This is a genomic window from Haladaptatus litoreus (assembly GCF_900156425.1).
Lineage (GTDB): Archaea > Halobacteriota > Halobacteria > Halobacteriales > Haladaptataceae > Haladaptatus > Haladaptatus litoreus.
Genome location: NZ_FTNO01000005.1, coordinates 200,780 through 218,143, shown reverse-complemented (window position 1 = coordinate 218,143; position 17,364 = coordinate 200,780). Strand labels below are relative to the sequence as shown.

General features: G+C 60.4%; 14 protein-coding genes. 9 read left to right on the top strand and 5 right to left on the bottom strand.

The genetic code is table 11. From position 1 onward, the window contains the following. Positions 1-96 precede the first annotated feature (96 nt). Both BW974_RS19085 and BW974_RS19080 read left to right on the top strand, forming a co-directional pair. On the top strand, positions 97-1,479 hold the full coding sequence (locus tag BW974_RS19085) for a S8 family peptidase (protein WP_076431921.1): 1,383 nt from the start codon (positions 97-99) through the stop codon (positions 1,477-1,479). Between the two features lie 212 nt (positions 1,480-1,691). After that, positions 1,692-4,277, top strand: coding sequence for an efflux RND transporter permease subunit (locus BW974_RS19080; protein ID WP_076431919.1), 2,586 nt, complete (start codon positions 1,692-1,694; stop codon positions 4,275-4,277). A 51-nt stretch (positions 4,278-4,328) separates the two neighbouring features. On the opposite strand, the gene BW974_RS19075 is transcribed toward BW974_RS19080, so the two are convergent. Next, the gene (locus tag BW974_RS19075; protein ID WP_076431917.1) at positions 4,329-4,682 is read right to left on the bottom strand and encodes a hypothetical protein; all 354 of its coding nucleotides are present in this window, start codon (positions 4,680-4,682) and stop codon (positions 4,329-4,331) included. 171 nt (positions 4,683-4,853) lie between these two features. Between BW974_RS19075 and BW974_RS19070 the strand changes: the two genes are divergently transcribed. From BW974_RS19070 to BW974_RS19060, 3 genes are all read left to right on the top strand, one after another. Continuing rightward, entirely contained in the window at positions 4,854-5,882 is a 1,029-nt protein-coding gene (locus tag BW974_RS19070; protein WP_076431915.1) for an LLM class flavin-dependent oxidoreductase, read from the top strand. 148 nt (positions 5,883-6,030) lie between these two features. Further along, positions 6,031-7,410: an aspartate aminotransferase family protein gene (locus BW974_RS19065; RefSeq protein WP_076431913.1), complete on the top strand. Its 1,380-nt coding sequence runs from the start codon at positions 6,031-6,033 to the stop codon at positions 7,408-7,410. A 33-nt stretch (positions 7,411-7,443) separates the two neighbouring features. Further along, the gene (locus BW974_RS19060) at positions 7,444-7,833 is read left to right on the top strand and encodes a Rid family detoxifying hydrolase (RefSeq protein ID WP_076431910.1); all 390 of its coding nucleotides are present in this window, start codon (positions 7,444-7,446) and stop codon (positions 7,831-7,833) included. 9 nt (positions 7,834-7,842) lie between these two features. Here BW974_RS19060 and BW974_RS19055 read toward each other — a convergent pair whose 3' ends face one another. Beyond that, positions 7,843-8,496 (bottom strand): DUF8102 family protein, encoded by a 654-nt coding sequence (locus tag BW974_RS19055; RefSeq protein WP_076431908.1) that lies wholly within the window; start codon positions 8,494-8,496, stop codon positions 7,843-7,845. A gap of 383 nt (positions 8,497-8,879) precedes the next feature. Here BW974_RS19055 and BW974_RS25855 point away from each other — a divergent pair, with 383 nt between their 5' ends. From BW974_RS25855 to BW974_RS19045, 3 genes are all read left to right on the top strand, one after another. Next, positions 8,880-9,041, top strand: a complete 162-nt coding sequence (locus BW974_RS25855) for a hypothetical protein (RefSeq protein ID WP_175609745.1) — start codon at positions 8,880-8,882, stop codon at positions 9,039-9,041. Continuing rightward, entirely contained in the window at positions 9,038-10,669 is a 1,632-nt protein-coding gene (locus tag BW974_RS19050; RefSeq protein WP_076431905.1) for a BCCT family transporter, read from the top strand. Before BW974_RS25855 ends, BW974_RS19050 begins: the two co-directional genes overlap by 4 nt. Positions 10,670-10,927: 258 nt before the next feature. Continuing rightward, on the top strand, positions 10,928-12,268 hold the full coding sequence (locus BW974_RS19045) for an aminotransferase class III-fold pyridoxal phosphate-dependent enzyme (RefSeq protein ID WP_076431903.1): 1,341 nt from the start codon (positions 10,928-10,930) through the stop codon (positions 12,266-12,268). A gap of 17 nt (positions 12,269-12,285) precedes the next feature. Here BW974_RS19045 and ilvA read toward each other — a convergent pair whose 3' ends face one another. Together ilvA and BW974_RS19035 are read right to left on the bottom strand one after the other, a co-directional pair. Beyond that, the gene (gene ilvA, locus BW974_RS19040) at positions 12,286-13,569 is read right to left on the bottom strand and encodes a threonine ammonia-lyase (RefSeq protein WP_076431901.1); all 1,284 of its coding nucleotides are present in this window, start codon (positions 13,567-13,569) and stop codon (positions 12,286-12,288) included. Next, a complete protein-coding gene (locus tag BW974_RS19035; protein ID WP_076431899.1) occupies positions 13,566-14,846 on the bottom strand; it encodes an amidohydrolase in 1,281 nt (426 codons plus the stop codon). The genes ilvA and BW974_RS19035 overlap by 4 nt, the downstream gene beginning before the upstream one ends. Before the next feature lie 131 nt (positions 14,847-14,977). On the opposite strand from BW974_RS19035, the gene BW974_RS19030 reads away from it, so the two are divergent. After that, on the top strand, positions 14,978-15,949 hold the full coding sequence (locus BW974_RS19030; protein ID WP_076431897.1) for a D-2-hydroxyacid dehydrogenase: 972 nt from the start codon (positions 14,978-14,980) through the stop codon (positions 15,947-15,949). Between the two features lie 48 nt (positions 15,950-15,997). Here BW974_RS19030 and BW974_RS19025 read toward each other — a convergent pair whose 3' ends face one another. Further along, positions 15,998-17,176, bottom strand: coding sequence for a M24 family metallopeptidase (locus tag BW974_RS19025; RefSeq protein WP_076431895.1), 1,179 nt, complete (start codon positions 17,174-17,176; stop codon positions 15,998-16,000). Positions 17,177-17,364 lie beyond the last annotated feature (188 nt).

The window sequence follows — 17,364 nt, the reverse complement described above, 5'->3', positions numbered from 1 at the left end:
AAAACAGTACGTTTCCGAGTTACCGATATTTTGTTCATAAATTATTATTTTACCGTTATCCAAAAATATATACTCACAAGACACTGCTAGAATGATATGGGAAAACACAGCAGACGATCTTTCCTTGCGGCAGGTGGGGCGGCATTGGCAAGCACGATAATCGGAACACGACGGGTTTCCGCAGTCGATTCGACCGAACGGTACATCGTCGATACACGGGATGCATCCCCAGGTGCGCTTTCTGGTGTGGAAGTCGTTCACGACCTCGACCAGATCGATATCGCGGTCGTTCGTGGGTCGGAGAGCGATTTGGCTGGCGTCAGAGCCGAGCCCGACTTGAAACTGGAACTGAGTTCGAAAGCTGGCGACAGCGGCCCTGCAGTCGAGCGCGACAGCAAGGCGGGTGGCCCGCCGGAAAACCTCGGAAAAGGCAAGAAGAAGACGAACGACCCGCTGTACGACCTCCAGTGGGACAAGCAGGCACAGGACGTACCGGCAGTGCACACGAAAACGCGCGGAGAGGGGACGAGCGTCGCCATCATCGACTCCGGTATCCTGCCGGGACATCCCGACCTCCAGTCGCTCAACGAAGACCTCTCGCGGAACTTCACCTCGGACGGCGGCACCTTCGCACCGGTTGACAGCGACCACGGTACCCACTGTGCGGGTATCGTCGCGGCGACGGACGACAACGGAGAAGGCGTCGTCGGCACCGCACCGGGCGCGGAACTGCTCGGGTTGCGCGTCTTCTCCGGGCCGTACGCAAATCTCGGGGACATCCTCGCGGCCATCGTCTACGCGGGCGACGTCGAAGCGGACGTTGCAAACCTCAGCCTCGGTGCGTACCCCGTGCCGAAGGGAACCGAAGCCGCGGAAGTCCGAATCGAGGGCTACACTCGCGCCGCCAACTACGCCAACAGTCAGGGAACGCTCATGGTTGCCGCCGCAGGCAACGACAGTGCGAACCTCGACACCGACGGCGACGTCATCAGCCTCCCGAACGAGGTTGACAACTACATGAGCATCAGCGCAACCGGCCCAATCGGCTACCGATGGGGCGGCCCCGGCAACGGAAACGCGCAGAAAAAGCGCAACTATCACGCCGCACTGAACCACGTCCAAGACGAAACGTGGTCGCCAGCGTTCTACACCAACTACGGCGAGAGCGCAGTTGACATCAGCGCACCCGGCGGAGACGCCGACCTCGAAGCACTCGCCGAAATCGACGCGGCGAAGTACGACCTCGTACTTAGCACGACGTTCGACGATTCGTTTGCCCCGACCTACTCGTGGAAGGCGGGAACCAGCATGGCGGCCCCGGCAGTGTCCGGAGTCGCGGCCCTGATTCGCAGTCTCGCACCCGACATGTCGCCGCAGGAAGTCCGCGAACATCTGATAGAAACGGCCACGCCCCGCGACCCGACTTACCACGGCGAGGGCCACCTCGACACGAAGGCCGCGCTGGACGCGCTGGAGTAATCGGTTCGCCACGAACTCCGTCGCGGTGTTCGTATTTTACAGATGCAATTTTCACAAACCCGAATCTATTTCGCCGCACTCTGTGCAGTATCGGCTAGATGATTCCAGCCGGATTTTTTACTCACGAACGAGACGGAGTATCTCCGGGTCGGTTCTCGGACAGGCGTCAGACCGACACGAAGACGCAGGACAGCACGAGAGGACGCTGACGAATGTCGAAGGGGATTGCAGAGCGATACGCGGCGTTCGTCGCGTCGAACAGCCGATTCGTCATTCTCGCATTTCTCGTCGTCACGGCCCTCGTCGGGGCAGGAGCAATCGTCGGCGAGAGCGAGGACGGAGAAATCGGCCAGTTCGAAACCGATTCGCCGGAGCGTGACGCGCTTCAGGAAATCGAATCGACCTACGACACCGACGACGCAATCGTAACACAGGTCGTCGTGCGGGAGGAAGACGGGAACGTTCTCACGCGAGAATCACTGCTGAACAGTTTGCGCCTTCAGCAGGAAATCCGCGAAAACGAGTCCATAAACTCGACGCTTCGGGAAACGGGCGGAATGGTCGGCATCGAGAACGTGATTGCGACCGCCGCATACGTCGAGGATAGACGGAATCAGCGAGGAAACGGCAGTGCCGCCGAAGCGGGTGAAAGCGGTCAGTTCCCGCCAATCGACGCGCAAATCGAGGCGCTCGAATCGCGGTCGGACGAGGAAGTAGAAAACCTCCTCCAGCGTGTACTCGACCCCGACGCGACCGTTCCGGGCGGCGATCCATACGAGTTCCTTCCGTCGGATTACGAACCCGGTGCGACCAGCGCGGATGCGCGAATCACCTTCGTCTTCCAAGCCGACGAGAGCGGTTCCGACGAAGACCCGACGGCGGCGTACGACGCACAGTTGGCAATCGAATCGCTGGTCGACCAGCGATTCGACGACGCCTTCGTTTTCGGACAGGGAATCACCGACGACGCCTCTTCGCGGGCGGTCGGTGACAGTTTCACCATCATCACGCCCGTCGCGCTCATCCTCGTCCTCGGTGTTCTCGGAGTCGCCTATCGAGACGTTGCAGACGTGCTGGTCAGCGTCTTCGGCATCGCCATCGTCATGGCGTGGCTCGCGGGCGTACAGGGCTGGCTCGAAGTTCCATCGAGTCAACTGCTGATTGCGGTTCCGTTCCTGCTCATCGGACTGAGCATCGACTACTCGCTTCACGTCGTCATGCGCTATCGAGAGGCCCGAAACGGGTCGCTCGACACGGACGGAAAATCCACCGGCATCCGCGACCAGACGACGGCGATGCGTCTCGCCGTCGTCGGGGTCGCGCTCGCACTGGCCGCTGCCACGTTCTCGACCGGCATCGGCTTCCTTTCTAATTACGTGAGTCCGCTCCGCGCGATACGGGATTTCGCCGTCCTGAGCGCCGCCGGAATCGTGGCCACGTTTCTCGTCTTCATCGCGCTCGTTCCGGCGATGAAACTGGAAGTCGAACGACTGTTCCAGCGGTTCGGACGCGACCGGCGAAAACCGGCGGTCGGCGGCGGTTCGGGACCGATAAACTACTTGCTTTCCGGAACCGTGACGCTCGCACAGCGCGCGCCAGTGGCGATTATCGCCGTCGCGCTCGTCGCTGCCGTGGCCGGAGGCTACGGCGCGACGACCATCGACACGGAGTTCAACCAAGCCGACTTCCTCCCCGAAGACGCGCCGGAGTGGGCGAAATCGCTGCCCGGCCCGTTTGCGCCGGACAGTTACGACGTTCGGGACAACCTCGCATATCTCAGCGACAACTTCCGGCAGCAGGGAGAAGGCTCGGAAGCCCAAATTCTGTTACGTGAGAACGTGACTTCGCCAGCCACGCTCGACGCGATTGAGCGGGCGGCCAACAGTCCGGGCAAAGGGAGCACCATCGTCCGCCGCTCCGACGGAACCGCGGCGGTCGAAAGTCCGGCGTCAGTCATTCGCGCAGTAGCCCGAGAGAACGAAACGGTTGCGAACGCGGTTGCGGAGCGGGATACCGACGGTGACGGCCTGCCCGACAGGGACGTTGTGGCGGTGTACGACCTGCTGTTCGACGCGGATTCGGAACGAGCCTCGTCGGTGCTCGCTCGTGGTGAAGATGGTGGCTATCAGTCGGCGCGACTGCTCGTCGGCGTGCAGGCCGACGCGTCGTCGCAGTCGATAAACGAGGACGTACAAGCGTTCGCTTCCGCGATAGCGGGCAACGCGCCGGTCACGGCGATTGCAACTGGCGGGCCGGTAATCTCCGCCGGACTGCAAGACGCGCTGCTCGAAACGCTCATCGAAGGATTCGCCGTCACGCTCGTCGTGATTCTCGTCTTCCTCGTCGCGCTGTACTGGTGGCGACATCGCGCACCCGGTTTGGGCGTCGTAACGCTCGCACCCGTGGTGGTTGCGCTCGCGTGGTTGCTCGGCACGATGGCCGTGTTCGACATCGCGTTCAACAGCGAAACTGCGGTCATCACCAGCCTCGCCATCGGTTTAGGGGTCGATTACAGCATCCACCTCAGCGAGCGATTCGTGGACGAGCGCAGTCGCCGGGAATCGTTCGGAAGCGCGCTTTCGGCGGCGGTCACCGGAACCGGCGGCGCGCTGTTGGGAAGCGCCGCCACGACCGCCTGTGGTTTCGGCGTTCTCGCACTCGCGCTGTCGCCGCCGCTCCAGCGCTTCGGTATCGTGACCGGGTTGAGTATCGTCTACGCTTTCGTCGCGTGCGTAATCCTCCTTCCGTGTCTGTTCGCGGTTCGGGAACGAGTTCTCGACTGGCGGACAGCTGCGTAGTCGACGAGGTGAGGCGGGACGATTTCAACTCGATTGGGAGAGAGGAAGGGTTTAGGTTTCCTCCGGATTGGTGTCCTGCACTTCTACGATTTCTGCCTGTGGGATAACCGTCTCGTCGCCGCCAGTTCGAACCTGAATCGTCTGACCGGGGAGGTCGGGGTCGTCGTCGGTCGGTTCCTCCGGAACGGAGATGGCGACGACTTCGTCGATGGTGATAGCTCGGCGCTGAATCGGATTGCCTTCGTGTTCGACCGTCTCCCAGACGTTGGCGTCGAACTCGCTCATGCTCTTGCCGAAGTACTCCTCTGCATCTTTGTTCACCGAATCCTCGGTTTGTGATTCCCCTGCCGTCCGATTTCCGGATTCGACCTGTTCGTGTTGGTACTGGTGAAAATGTGCGAGCATCGTCACAGGTATGCCAGCTACTGACAAAAGAATTTGGCACGGTTACTGCGCCCGATATAGTTTATTAGACTCCAGTAACGCCATGTCACAGACCGAGGCTTCGGACAGGAATTTGCAGCGAGAAACTGCTGCTAGCCAAACCGTTATCCTTTGCAATCTCCGAAACCGGATGTGAATCTCTCTGTCGTTGACCTCTCGCCAGTTCCCGACGATGGCACTGCGACCGACGCCTACGCGAACACGGTTGCGGCCGCCCAACAGGCGGAACGGCTCGGCTACTCCCGATTCTGGGTCGCCGAACACCACGGGATGGCAGGCACCCTCGCGGGGACGACGCCCGAGGTGCTGCTCGGCCATCTCGCCGCCGAAACCGATTCCATTCGACTCGGGTCGGGTGCGGTGTTGCTCAACCATTATAGCCCGTTCAAGGTCGCGGAATCGTTCGGCGCGCTGGATTCGCTCGCACCCGGGCGTATCGACGCGGGCCTCGGCCGGGCGAACGGTTCTCCGGCCGCCGACCGCGCCCTCGGAACCGAGCGCCACGTGCAGAATCCGGACGAAGACCACGCCGAGAAAATCGAGGCCGTCGTCAATCACCTCTACGACGACTACCCCGACGGGCACGACTACAGCGACTTGGAAATTCCACGCTCGGGCGAAGATGCACCAGTTCCGTGGGTTCTCGGGTCGAGTCCGTCGAGCGCGGCGCTCGCAGGCAAACTCGGCCTGCGGTACTGTTTTGCGGCGTTCATTCGACCGCAGTTCGCCACCCGCGCATTCGAAGTGTACCGGGAACAGTTCCGACCGTCGCGGCTGGCCGGAAGCACCGAGAACCCGAACGGGATGATTGCGGTGAACGCGATTTGTGCCGAAACCGACGGAAAAGCGGCGCGGCTTCGAGCGGTGGCCGAAGCGTCGTACAAACGGATGCGACGTGGCGTCGTCGGAACCACGCCGTCAATCGAAGAGTCTATCGACGAACTCGGCGGCGTCCCCGAGCAAACCCCCGCGACGCTCGATTCCGACGAATGGCCGCGGGCGATTTCCGGAAGTCCGGAGACGCTCGCCGGTCTGTTGGAGCAACTTTCCGACCGCGTCGGGGTTGACGAGGTGATGATTCAACACGTCGTCGCCGACCACGACGACGGAGTTCAGTCTCACGAACTGCTGGCCGACGGCGTCGGACTCACGCCTCGTTAGTCGGGCAGTCGGTCGAGGGAGGCGCGGAAGAACAGCGCCCGAAAGCAGCCAGTGTGGAATCAGTTCGATTTCCGAATACAAAATCTGTGTATATTTTCCATAAAATCCGTGGACAACCTATATATAATCGTTTCACATGGTATGGCATATGACGGCCGGTCCACCAATCGACCAACTACACTACGAGGATGCGCCGAACGTCGATACCGTTCCCGGACCGAACACGCGGGCATTGCTGGAAAAGCAACGAGAGATAGATAGCAGCGCAGTTGCCTATCCCGAAGACATCCCAGTCGCGTTCGAATCGGGCAAAGGTGCGACGGTTCGGGACGCCGACGGAAATACGTACATCGACATGTTCGCCGGCATCGGCGTGTTGAACGTGGGGCACTCGAATCCCTACGTTCTCGATGCGGTACACGAACAGACCGATAAGTTCGTTCACACCGTTGACTTTCCGACCGAGGTGCGTCTCGAACTCATCGAAAAACTCGACGAGATTGCTCCCGGCGAACTGCAAGGGAACAATCGAGTCGTCTTCGGCGGCCCGACTGGGAGCGACGCCGTCGAGGCCGCGATAAAACTCGCCAAGTACAACACGGGCGGAGACGGTCTTATCGCCTTCCGCGGCGCGTATCATGGTGCGACCAGCGGCGCGATGAGTCTCACCGGAAACAAGAGTTTCAAAGGACATTACACGCCGCTTCTCTCGGACGTTGTCCACGCTCCGTATCCGCACCCGTTCGGCCAGGACAAAACGCCGGAAGAAGCGGTTGACCACGCGCTCGAAGAGGTGCGGGCGATTCTCGAAGACCCATACGGCGGGTTGGCGAATCCGGCGGGCATCTTCGTCGAACCGATTCAAGGCGAAGGCGGCGTCATCGCACCGCCCGAGGGATTTCTCACAGGATTGCGAGAAATCGCCGACGACAACGACGTGCTGCTCGTCTTCGACGAGATTCAGAGCGGCCTCGGTCGCTCCGGGCAGTGGTGGGCGAGCGAGTGGTACGACGTCACCCCGGACGCGATGACGACGGCCAAAGCGCTCGGTGGTATCGGGTTCCCGCTCTCCGCGACGATGTATCACGAGGACTTCGACACGTGGGGGTCGGGCGACCACGCGGGAACCTACCGCGGCCACGTCGTGGCGATGCGCGCCGGAACGCGAGCGATAGAGTACATTCAAGACCACGACCTGCTCGCTCACGGGCGAGAACTCGGAACGACCATCCGCGACCGCCTGCGCGATGTTGCAGCGGAAACGGATAGTATCGGCGAGGTTCGAGGGAAGGGACTGTTCGTCGGCGCCGAGTTCGTGGATGCGAACGGAAATCCGGACAAAGCGACCGTCAAAGCCGTCCAGCAGTACTGCTACGAACACGGCGTCCTCGTCTGGAAAGCCGGACGACACGGGAACGTTCTCCGCCTCCTCCCGCCGTTGGTTATCACCGAAGAATTGGCCGAGACGGCGATGGACATCATCGTCGAGGGCATTCGGCAGACGACCACCGAACAGCAGACCGCGTGAACCGGATTTCCACCATCATATAGAACAGCGACCATGAGCGACACCGACCCAATCGTAACGGACGACGCACCGCGTAACGACAATCCGTACTCACAAGGTGTCCGCGCTGGCGAGACGGTGTACGTGTCCGGATACGGCCCGGTTGACCCCGAAACCGGCGACGATGTTGCGGGCGACATCCGAACCCAGACCAATCAAGTGCTAGACAACGTCGCCGCCGTCGTCAACGAGGCGGGCGGCGACGGACTCGCCGACGTGGTCAAAGTAACCGTTTATCTGACCGATTTAGACGACTACGACGAAGTCAACGAGGCCTACGGCGCACGATTCTCGGAGAACCAACCTGCGAGGGTCTGCGTCGAAGTCGCTCGCCTGCCGGGAGACGTTCGTATCGAGATGGACGCGATAGCGTCTCTCGGCTGAGGGCGAAAATCAGTCGTTCAGCTCTTCGACGCGCTGGTCGCGTTGTGCTGCCGCGGCGTTGATTTTCTCGATGAACTCGCTCATCTGTTCTTTCATATCCGAGCGCATGGACGTTGCCGAGAAATCCTCCGACTCGGCGAGTAGGCGAACGAATACGCGGAGTTCTTCGTCGGTTATATCTTCGAAGTCGCCAAATTCGAGTTTGTCGATGACTTCGTCTACGTCGATTTGTCCGACCGGGTCGACGTTGAACTCCACGTTCACCATCCGGTAGTCCGACCCTGCCAACTCCTGTTCTGCTTTGTTGACACCCTGCCCGAGCATGTCCTTGAACGGCGTGTAGTAGCCCATCGTCCCGAGATGGAGGAACGCGAGCATATCGGTGATTCCCCGCGTGTAAGCGTCTCTGGCGTCGTCGTCGGGATTGAAGACGGTTTCTCGGTCGCGGTGTTCAAGGTGTTCGAACAGAATCGTACAGTCGAGAATGGCGTTGCGGAGGCGGCGGCGGATTCGGTTTCGTTTCTGCTTTTTCGAGTGTTCGGTGTAATCCGATTTTCGTCCGATGAGGAACTCCCTATCGCTCGGCGTGAGAATGCCTCTGTCCCTGTCGGCGGAATAGGCGAGTTCGTTCGGGAACTCGGTAGCATCGGAATGGTTACTCATATACAGATTTTGTGTATGGCTCTGATTAAGGGTTGCGAAGTCCCCAATTCGGCTTTTGTCGGTCGAACAGTTACTCGGGTTCTGTTACCCCTTCGTACCGACGACGAAGTGATGTGAATTGGGCTCGGCGACCGTTTGCGGTCAATTTTAAATCCACTATATCATATCAAAAGTTCATGGTCTAATGGCTTTCGTCAGCGTGTTCTCGCAGACAACAAGTGACAAACAGGTATACTGTTATAGATATATACAGATAGCGTTCCGAACCTGATTTTGTAAACGTATTCTGTATTCATAGGATTCAATAAGCGTAACTTTTATCACGATATTTCACGACTATCATGAGGAACGTCATCATACAGCATGGCGAATGGGGGTAATCCATGAACGATAGCATACACAGATGCGAACGGTTCGGACGGAGCGGGGTACCGCCGGAGGAACACCTCAGAGTTCGGCTTAAATGCCACTCTGCCGCCGCGACGTATTCGGCGATGGACGACGCTGTGCGAAGTCACGGGTTCGACGGAGGTGATTTCGCGTGAGCAACGCCGACAAATCGGATGCGTTCTCCGAGTTCTTCGAGGAAATCGAACCGACCATCTTCGCGTTCGGCGCGGGAATCACGCTCCTATTCGTGGCGATTTTCGCATACGACCCTAACACGGCGGCAGAAATCGTCTATGCGATTCAGGACTTCATGCTCGCTCACTTCAGTTGGGCGTTCCTCGTCGGCATGCTCGGATTCGTCCTCTTCCTTGGGTACCTCATCCTCGGGCCGTGGGGAAAGCTCAAATTGGGCGATGAACCGCCCGAATACAGCTATTTCGCCTACTTTTCGATGATGTACTCCGCCGGACTCGCGGCGGGTATCGTCTTCTGGGGACCTGCCGAGGCACTCACACACTACGGGAGCGTTCCACCACTGTACAACGCAGCAGACCAGTCCGCAGCGGCGATGCCTATCGCGGTACAGTATTCGCTGTTTCACTGGAGTCTCACTCAGTGGTCGTGTTTCACCGTGATGGGTCTCGGTATCGGCTACTTCGTCTACAACTACGGCGCGCCGCTCCGCGTTTCCGCCATGCTGACGCCCTTCCTCGGAGCCGACAACGTCGATGGCTTCTGGGGAACGCTCATCGACATTCTCGCGGTGTTCGCCACGCTCGGCGGTGTCGCAACCTCGCTGGGATTCATTGGAAGTCAGTTCCTCACCGGATTGCAGTATCAATGGGGTATCGAACTGGGCGACGCCGGAACCATCGCTATCATCACGGGAATGACCGTCATCTTCACCACGTCACTCCTGTTCGGTGTTGACCGTGGTATCCGTCGGCTGTCGAACTTCAACATGGTGCTCTTTTTCGTGTTGATGATCGGTACGCTCATCGTCGGCCCGACCTTCTTCATCCTCGAAATCGGAACACAGGCCATCGGCGGTTTCATCGGTGATTTCTTCCAGATGAGCCTGTTCACCGAAGTGACCCAACGGAGTGCCGATAAGTGGACGAACTCTTGGACGGTGTTTTATTGGGCATGGCCACTTGCGTGGTCACCGTTCGCGGGACTGTTTATTGCGCGAATCTCGCGCGGTCGCTCGGTTCGAGAAGTCGCATTCACCGGCATCGGCGCGACCGCGCTGGCGACTATCCCGTGGTTCGTGATTCTCGGCGGAACCGGCGTCTGGCTACAGCACACTGGTGCCGTAAACGCCCTCGGCCCGATTAGTAATCCCGACCTCGGTTCCGCCGTCTCCGGGTACATCCTGTACGGTGCGCTTCCACTCGGCCAACTTCTCCTCTTGGGATTCCTCATCCTCGTGACGACGTTCTTCGTCACGTCGGCGGACTCCTCGACGCTCGCGGTTTCGATGATGACGACCGGCGGAAAAGAACACCCGTCGTCCGTCAACCGCATCTTTTGGGCGCTTCTGCAGGGTGCAGTCGCGTCCATCCTGATGGTTATCGGCGGTGCCGACGCACTTCAGGCCGCCGCGATTACGACCGGCGGCCCGTTCCTCGTCGTTTGTACGGTGACCGTTCTCGGCCTCATCAGAACGTTCCAAGACGAATACGGAAGCGTGCTCTTACAGGAGGAAACGCAACTGTTCGGTTCGCCCACGAAGGATGACGAACCGACAGGTCATCCGGTAGTCGGGCAGGACGACGACTAAAATAGTACATTTTTCGTCGAAGGGAAAATTACTGCTCCCTCACGACCGAACTATTCGGGACTATTCGAGACGAATCGACGGGTTCTGGGCTCGGTAGATGGTATCTACGCCCGGTTTCTCCGCCTGACTGTAGCTCTCTTCTTTCGAAATTTCGACAAGGCGTACTCACTATCGAAGAGTGCTCAAACAGCGATGCGACCACCTCGTTTGATTTCTCTTTTACCAAGTTTTTATGTACTGCATCAACGATTGCTGTATATGGATAGGGACACTGCACTTCCCGACGTTGGCGTGTTTCCGGGGAAGAACGCGCGGCAGTGGATCGAGTTCCACCATATGCACGCGGCACCGAGCGAGTTCTCACACGAGTTCGTCTGGGACGTGACGGGCGAGGCGGACGGGCCGTTCGTCTCCGACGTGGACGGCAACGTCCTCCTCGATTTTACCTGTCACATCGGTGCCGCACCGCTCGGATACAACAACGAGAAAATTCTCGAAAAACTCCGCGAGTTTTCGTTGGTCGAACCGATGAAAATCGCCGGACAGGATATGTATTTTGGTGCCGGAGAGAGTCCGGAAACCGCCGATTTCCCGGCGTCTAGCCACCTCGTCGAAACGCTCGTTTCCGTCTCCAGTCAGTACGGGATGGACACCGTCTTTCTCTCGAACTCCGGCGCAGAGGCGATGGAAAACGCGATGAAGATAACCCACGACCGGAATCCCCCTGCCAAATACGCCTTCGCGTTCGACGGGAGCTTTCACGGCCGGACGCTGGGCACCCTCTCTATCACCCGCTCGAACGAAGTCTACACGCGCCACTACCCCGAAATCGCCGGAGTTCGCACGATACCGTTCTGCGACGACCGCGACTGCACCGCCGAAACCTGCGACTGCGGGTTCTTCGCGGGAGACGGCTCACAGTTTCGGAACGCGCTTCAACCCGAGGGTGGCCACGTCAACCCCGACGAGGTGGCGTTCCTCGCCGTCGAACCGATACAAGGCGTCGGCGGCTATCGGTTCCCGAGCACCGAATTCATGGCCGAAGTGGACGATGTCTGTGAGACGTATGACATTCCCCTCGTCGTGGACGAAATCCAGTCCGGCGTCGGTCGAACCGGAAAAATGTGGGCATCCGACCACTACCCAATCGAACCCGACGTTATCGCTAGCGCGAAAGCCCTCCGCGTCGGTGCGACCATTTCGCGCTCGGACGTCTTTCCCTCGGAGAAGAATCGGTTAGGTTCGACGTTCGGCGGCGGCGACCTCCTGTCGTCGATGCAGGGTGCGCTCACGCTGGAGGCTATCGAAGAGTACGACCTGCTCGAAAACGCGACCGAACGCGGTCGGCAGGCCAAAGAGCTACTTCGTGACGGCGACTCCCCGAAAGTCGACGACGTGCGCGGAAAAGGGCTGATGCTCGCCGTGGAATTCGACACGGCGGAGCGACGCGATTCGGTCGTCAGAGAGGCAGTAAAACGGGGAATGCTCACCCTCGGATGCGGCGAGAAAACCATCCGCCTGCTCCCGCCGCTGGATTCGACCGAGCGCGAAATCGAACTCGGCATCAGCATTCTGAACGACGCCATCGAGGCGGCCTGAGCACCTGAAAAACCTCGTCAGTCCATCGTACTGTTCCCGACCGAAATTTCGTCCCGTTCGTCCAACGCATTCAGTACGTCCGAAAGATGGTCTGGCCCGCTTCCCTCCACACCGACAATCACGGGCGTTCGATTCGGGTCGTCTGCGGCGGTGCGGCGAGCGCGCTCCAGCACGTCGAGTTCTGCGCCGTGACGTTCGACCGTCGCCGCGAGGATGTCGAGAACCGTCGGCCAGTCGTCAACGCCGAGGCGTGCCTCGGCGTATCGCCCGAGTTCCATCCGTCCTGTGCGCGTCAGTTCGGCGTGCTCCGCGAGGTTCACGTTTCCGCCGGAGACGACGACGGCGACGTTCTCACCCTCCACGTCCACCGCGCCGGAGAGTAGCGCCGCGAGCGGCGCTGCGCCAGCAGTCTCGGCGACGGTTTTTGCGCGCTCGGCGAGGAGCGTCACGGCGACGCTCATCTCCCGGTCGCTGACGCTGACCACGTCGTCCACGCGCTCGCGGACGACGGCGAAGCTTTTCTCCAACAAGCGCGCGTCGGCGATTCCCTCCGCGACGGTGTTCACGTCCGACAGTTCGTGGATTTCGCCGCGTTCGAGCGACGGTTTGGCGTGGAACGCCCCCTCTGGCTGGACGCCCACGACCCGGAAATCCGGGTCGTGGGCCTTGAGTACGGTCGCGATGCCGGAAATCAGACCACCGCCACCGATGGAGACGAGGACGGTGTCCAGTTCGGGAAACTGTTCGAGCAGTTCGAGGCCGACCGTTCCCTGTCCGGCGATTATCCTCTCGTCGTTGAACGGATGGACGAACGTCAGTTCGTCCTCGTCGGCGAGGTCGAGGGCGTGCTCGTAGGAGCGTTCGTAGATGTCGCCGGAGACGACGACCTCGGCGCCGTACCCGCGGGTCGCCTCCCGCTTCGCGGATGGAGTTACCTCGGGGACGACGATGGTCGTCTCGATGTCGAGCAGTTGGCCCGCAAAGGCGACTCCTTGGGCGTGATTGCCTGCACTCGACGCGACGACGCCGCGCTCGCACTCCGCAGGCGAAAGTTGGGCCATCGCGTTGTACGCGCCGCGGATTTTGAACGACCCGGTTCGCTGCATGTTCTCCAGTTTGAGTCCGACCGACGCCGCTCCGCTTCGCTCCGCGAACGTCGTCGAACGGTCGAGGGGCGTGCAGTGAACCACGTCTTCGAGGCGGTTCCGAGCGGCTTCCACGTCGGCGAGCGTGACGACCTCCTCCGCGGCCGGAATCTCGTCGGCGTCCGAAATGCCGTCGTTCGACCCGTCGGAACTCATCGCTCGTTCGGCGCGACGGCGAGTATCGAGTTCGTCAGCACCTCGACGCCGATTTTGAGACTCCGCTCGTCCACGTCGAACGTCGGGGTGTGGTGACTCGTCGGGTGGTCGGTGCCGACGATGAGATACGTCGCCAAACCGCCTTCTTCCTGTACCCGTTCCATCAGAAACGTCGCATCTTCGCTGGCACCGAAATCCGCGGTCGGGACGACCGAATCCACGCCCTCGACACCGCGGGCTACGTCCGCCACCACCTCCACGAGTTCCGGGTCACTGTCTGCACGAGGGGACTCGCTCACCACGTCGATGTCCGCGTCGCAACCATGCATCTCGGCGGCGGATTTGAGCGTCCTCGTCAGGCGGGATTTCATGTACTCTTTGAGTTCGGTCGTTTCCCCGCGCGCCTCCGCCGCGACGTGCGCCCGTTCGGCGATGATGTTGCTCGCGGTGCCCGCTTCTGCCTTTCCGAGGTTTACACGGGTCATCCCCTCCGAATGGCGGGGAATGGCGTAGGCATTCTGAATTGCGGTACCGAGCGCCTGCATCGCGTTGTCCCCCTTCTCCGGCGCTTTCCCCGCGTGCGCCGACGTTCCCTCGAACGTCACGTCGAGGTGGCACATGGCGAGCGGTCGCTCGATACCGGCGACGACTTCGCCGGTTGGGTGGTCGAGACCGACGTGAACGGCGAAGAGGTAGTCGAGGTCGTCCGCGAACCGGCTTTCAGCCATCGGGTGGCCGCCGCCCGACACCTCCTCGGCGGGTTGGAAGAAGACGACGAGTTTCCCGTCGAAGTCGCTCTCCTTGATAGCTTCGAGGGTGGCGAGTCCCCACGTCATGTGGGCGTCGTGTCCGCAAGCGTGCATGGTTCCGTCGCCTTCAGACCGGTACCCTCCTGCCGCAGGTGCGTGGTCGTCCGCGGTCGATTCCTCAATGAACAGGGCGTCGATGTCCACTCGGAGTCCGACCGTCGGCCCGGAACCCCTATCGAGGACGGCGACGACGCCCGTATTTCCGCCCGCCATTTCGTCGAGGAGGCCGGAGTCGGCACCCCGTTCGAGCGCCGTTTCGTACCAGCGTTCTATTTCGTCCGTTTCGGGAACGGCCATCCGGTCGTCGCTATCGTACACTTCGGTTCCGACGGCGAGTTCGTCGACGCCGATTGCGCGTAGTTCTTCGACGAGTCGGTGAGTCGTGTGGAACTCGCACCACGCGGGCTCCGGATAGCGGTGGAACTCGCGCCGAACATCGGAGAGACGTTCTCGTATCGATTCAGCCATGTGTGACAGTGACACCCTCAATACACTTAATTGTAAACGCTTTTCGTGGACATCGACTACACAAAGGGCTAAGGTGGACAGTGACAATGATTCTATTATCGATTCGCGTCAGCTGACGCGGTGGTGAAAGAATGAGTACAAATCCGGATGTAGTCGTCCTCCGCGAGGGGACCGAAGGACTCTCGATGGAATCGTACGCCGAGGAGTTGCGCGAACGCCTTCCCGACCGAACGGTCGCGCTCGCTCGGACGCCAAAACAGGAGCGTGAACTCGTCACCGACGCGCGGGTCGTCACGGGCATCACGGTTGACGAAAACCTCCTCGCGCGCGCCGAGCAACTCGAACTGTTCGCGTGCACTTTCGCCGGAACCGACCACGTCCCGATGGACGCCTTCGCAGAGCGCGGCATCGCCGTAACGAACGCTGGCGGAATCCACGCCCCCGGAATCGCCGAGCAAGCCATCGGCAATATGCTCGTCTTCGCGCGCCGCCTCCACGAAGGCTGGCGGCGCAAGCAACGCGCCGAGTGGCGGCATTTTCAATCCGGTGAACTCACCGATAGCACCGTTACGGTCGTCGGGCTAGGCTCTATCGGAAAGGCCGTGGTTCAACGCCTACAGGGCTTCGACGTGGAGACTATCGGTGTCCGGTACTCGCCGGAGAAAGGCGGCCCGACGGACGAAGTCGTCGGCTTCGAGGAGGACGCCATCCACGACGCTTTTTCCCGAAGCGAGTACGTCGTCATCGCCTGCCCGCTCACCGAGACGACGCGCGGCCTCGTCGGGGAATCGGAGTTCGCAACACTCCCCACGAACGCCGTCCTCGTCAACACCGCACGCGGCTCTATCGTCGATACTGACGCGCTCGTCTCCGCGCTTCGGTCGAACGCGATTCGCGGGGCGGCGCTCGACGTGACCGACCCCGAACCACTACCGGAAGACCATCCGCTCTGGAATCTCGAAAACTGTCTCGTCACGCCCCACACTGGCGGACACACGCCGCGACACTGGGAGCGTCTTGCTGACATCGTCGCCGAAAACGTCCAGCGTCTCGCCGACGGCGAGACGCTGGACAACCAAGTTCTCGCTCCGGAGTCCGACTGACGAAACGAGGTGATGTCGCGCTGAGGCGAAAAGTGAGAAAAAGAGCCGTCAGGTGGAGAACAGTTCCCGTGGGAACTCGGCCAGCACTTCGACACCGTTCGCGGTGACGCGGAACGTCTCGCTGAGTTCGACGCCGAAGTCGTCGAACCAGAGTCCGGGAATCGAGTGGAACGTCATGTTCTCTTCGAGCACCGTTTCGTCACCGGGGCGGAGACTGGCTGTATGTTCGCCCCAGTCCGGCGGGTAGCCGAGTCCCATCGAGTAGCCGATTCGGTCCTCTTTCACGATGTCGTACTTCTCGATAACGTCGCGCCACGCTCGCTCGACGGATTCGGCGGTGACACCGGGTTCGACGTGGTCGAGCGCCGCTTCGAGTCCTTCGACGACGATTTCCGCCCTGCGTTGCATCTCCTCGGGTGGGTCACCGACGAAGGTCGTTCGCGCCAACGGGGAGTGGTACCGATTTCGACAACCGGAGAGTTCGATGATGACGGGGTCGCCGCGCTCGAAGGGGCGGTCGGTCCACGTGAGATGTGGCGTACCGGTGTGGTCGCCGGACGGCATCAGGGGAACGATAGAGGGGTAGTCGCCGCCGAACTCGTCCGTTCCTCTGATGAGGCCGTCGTAGATTTCGGCCGCGACTTCGTATTCGGGGACACCTTCGCCGACCGCATCGAGTCCGGCCTGCATCGCGTTTTCGGAGATGCGGGCGGCCTGTCGCATGAACTCCAACTCCGGTTCGGATTTGATGATTCGAACCCAGTTGACGAGAAGTGTGGCGTCGTCGAACTCGGCGTCGGGGAGGTTCTTCTGGAGGCGAGTGTAGGATTTCGCGGTGAAGTAGTAGGCGTCCATCTCGACGCCGATGCGAGCATCGTCGGCGTCGAGTTCTTCCAATATCGCGGCGAAGAAGTCCATTGGGTGAAGGTCGTACGGCGACTGAACGTGGTCGTCGCTGTACGAGCGAATGTTCTCCTCGGAAAGCCACGTCGTTGCGCGTGCGCCGTTCGCGTCCATCTCTCGTCCAATCCAAACTGGTTCGTCGCGGTCGTGAGTGACGATAACGGCCTGATGGACGTAGAACGACCAGCCGTCGTATCCCGCGAGGTAGTTCATGTTCGCCGGGTCGGAAACGACGAGTGCGTCCAACTCCGCTTCGCGCATTCGTTCTTTCGTCCGCTCTATCCGCCGTTCGTATTCGCTTTTGTCGAAAACGGCTTGTGGCATGACAACGTCACTCTAGTGCTCAACCGGATATTGTTTAACCTTTTTGTGTACGACACAAACGGATTGTGTGTATTTCGTGAGTTCGTTTCCGTCCGGTTGGTTCGAGCGTTCGCTGAACGACGGTGCGAACGGAGTGAGCGGGGAAAATTAATCTACGCGGCTCGTCCGCGGTTGCGCATTCTGTAATA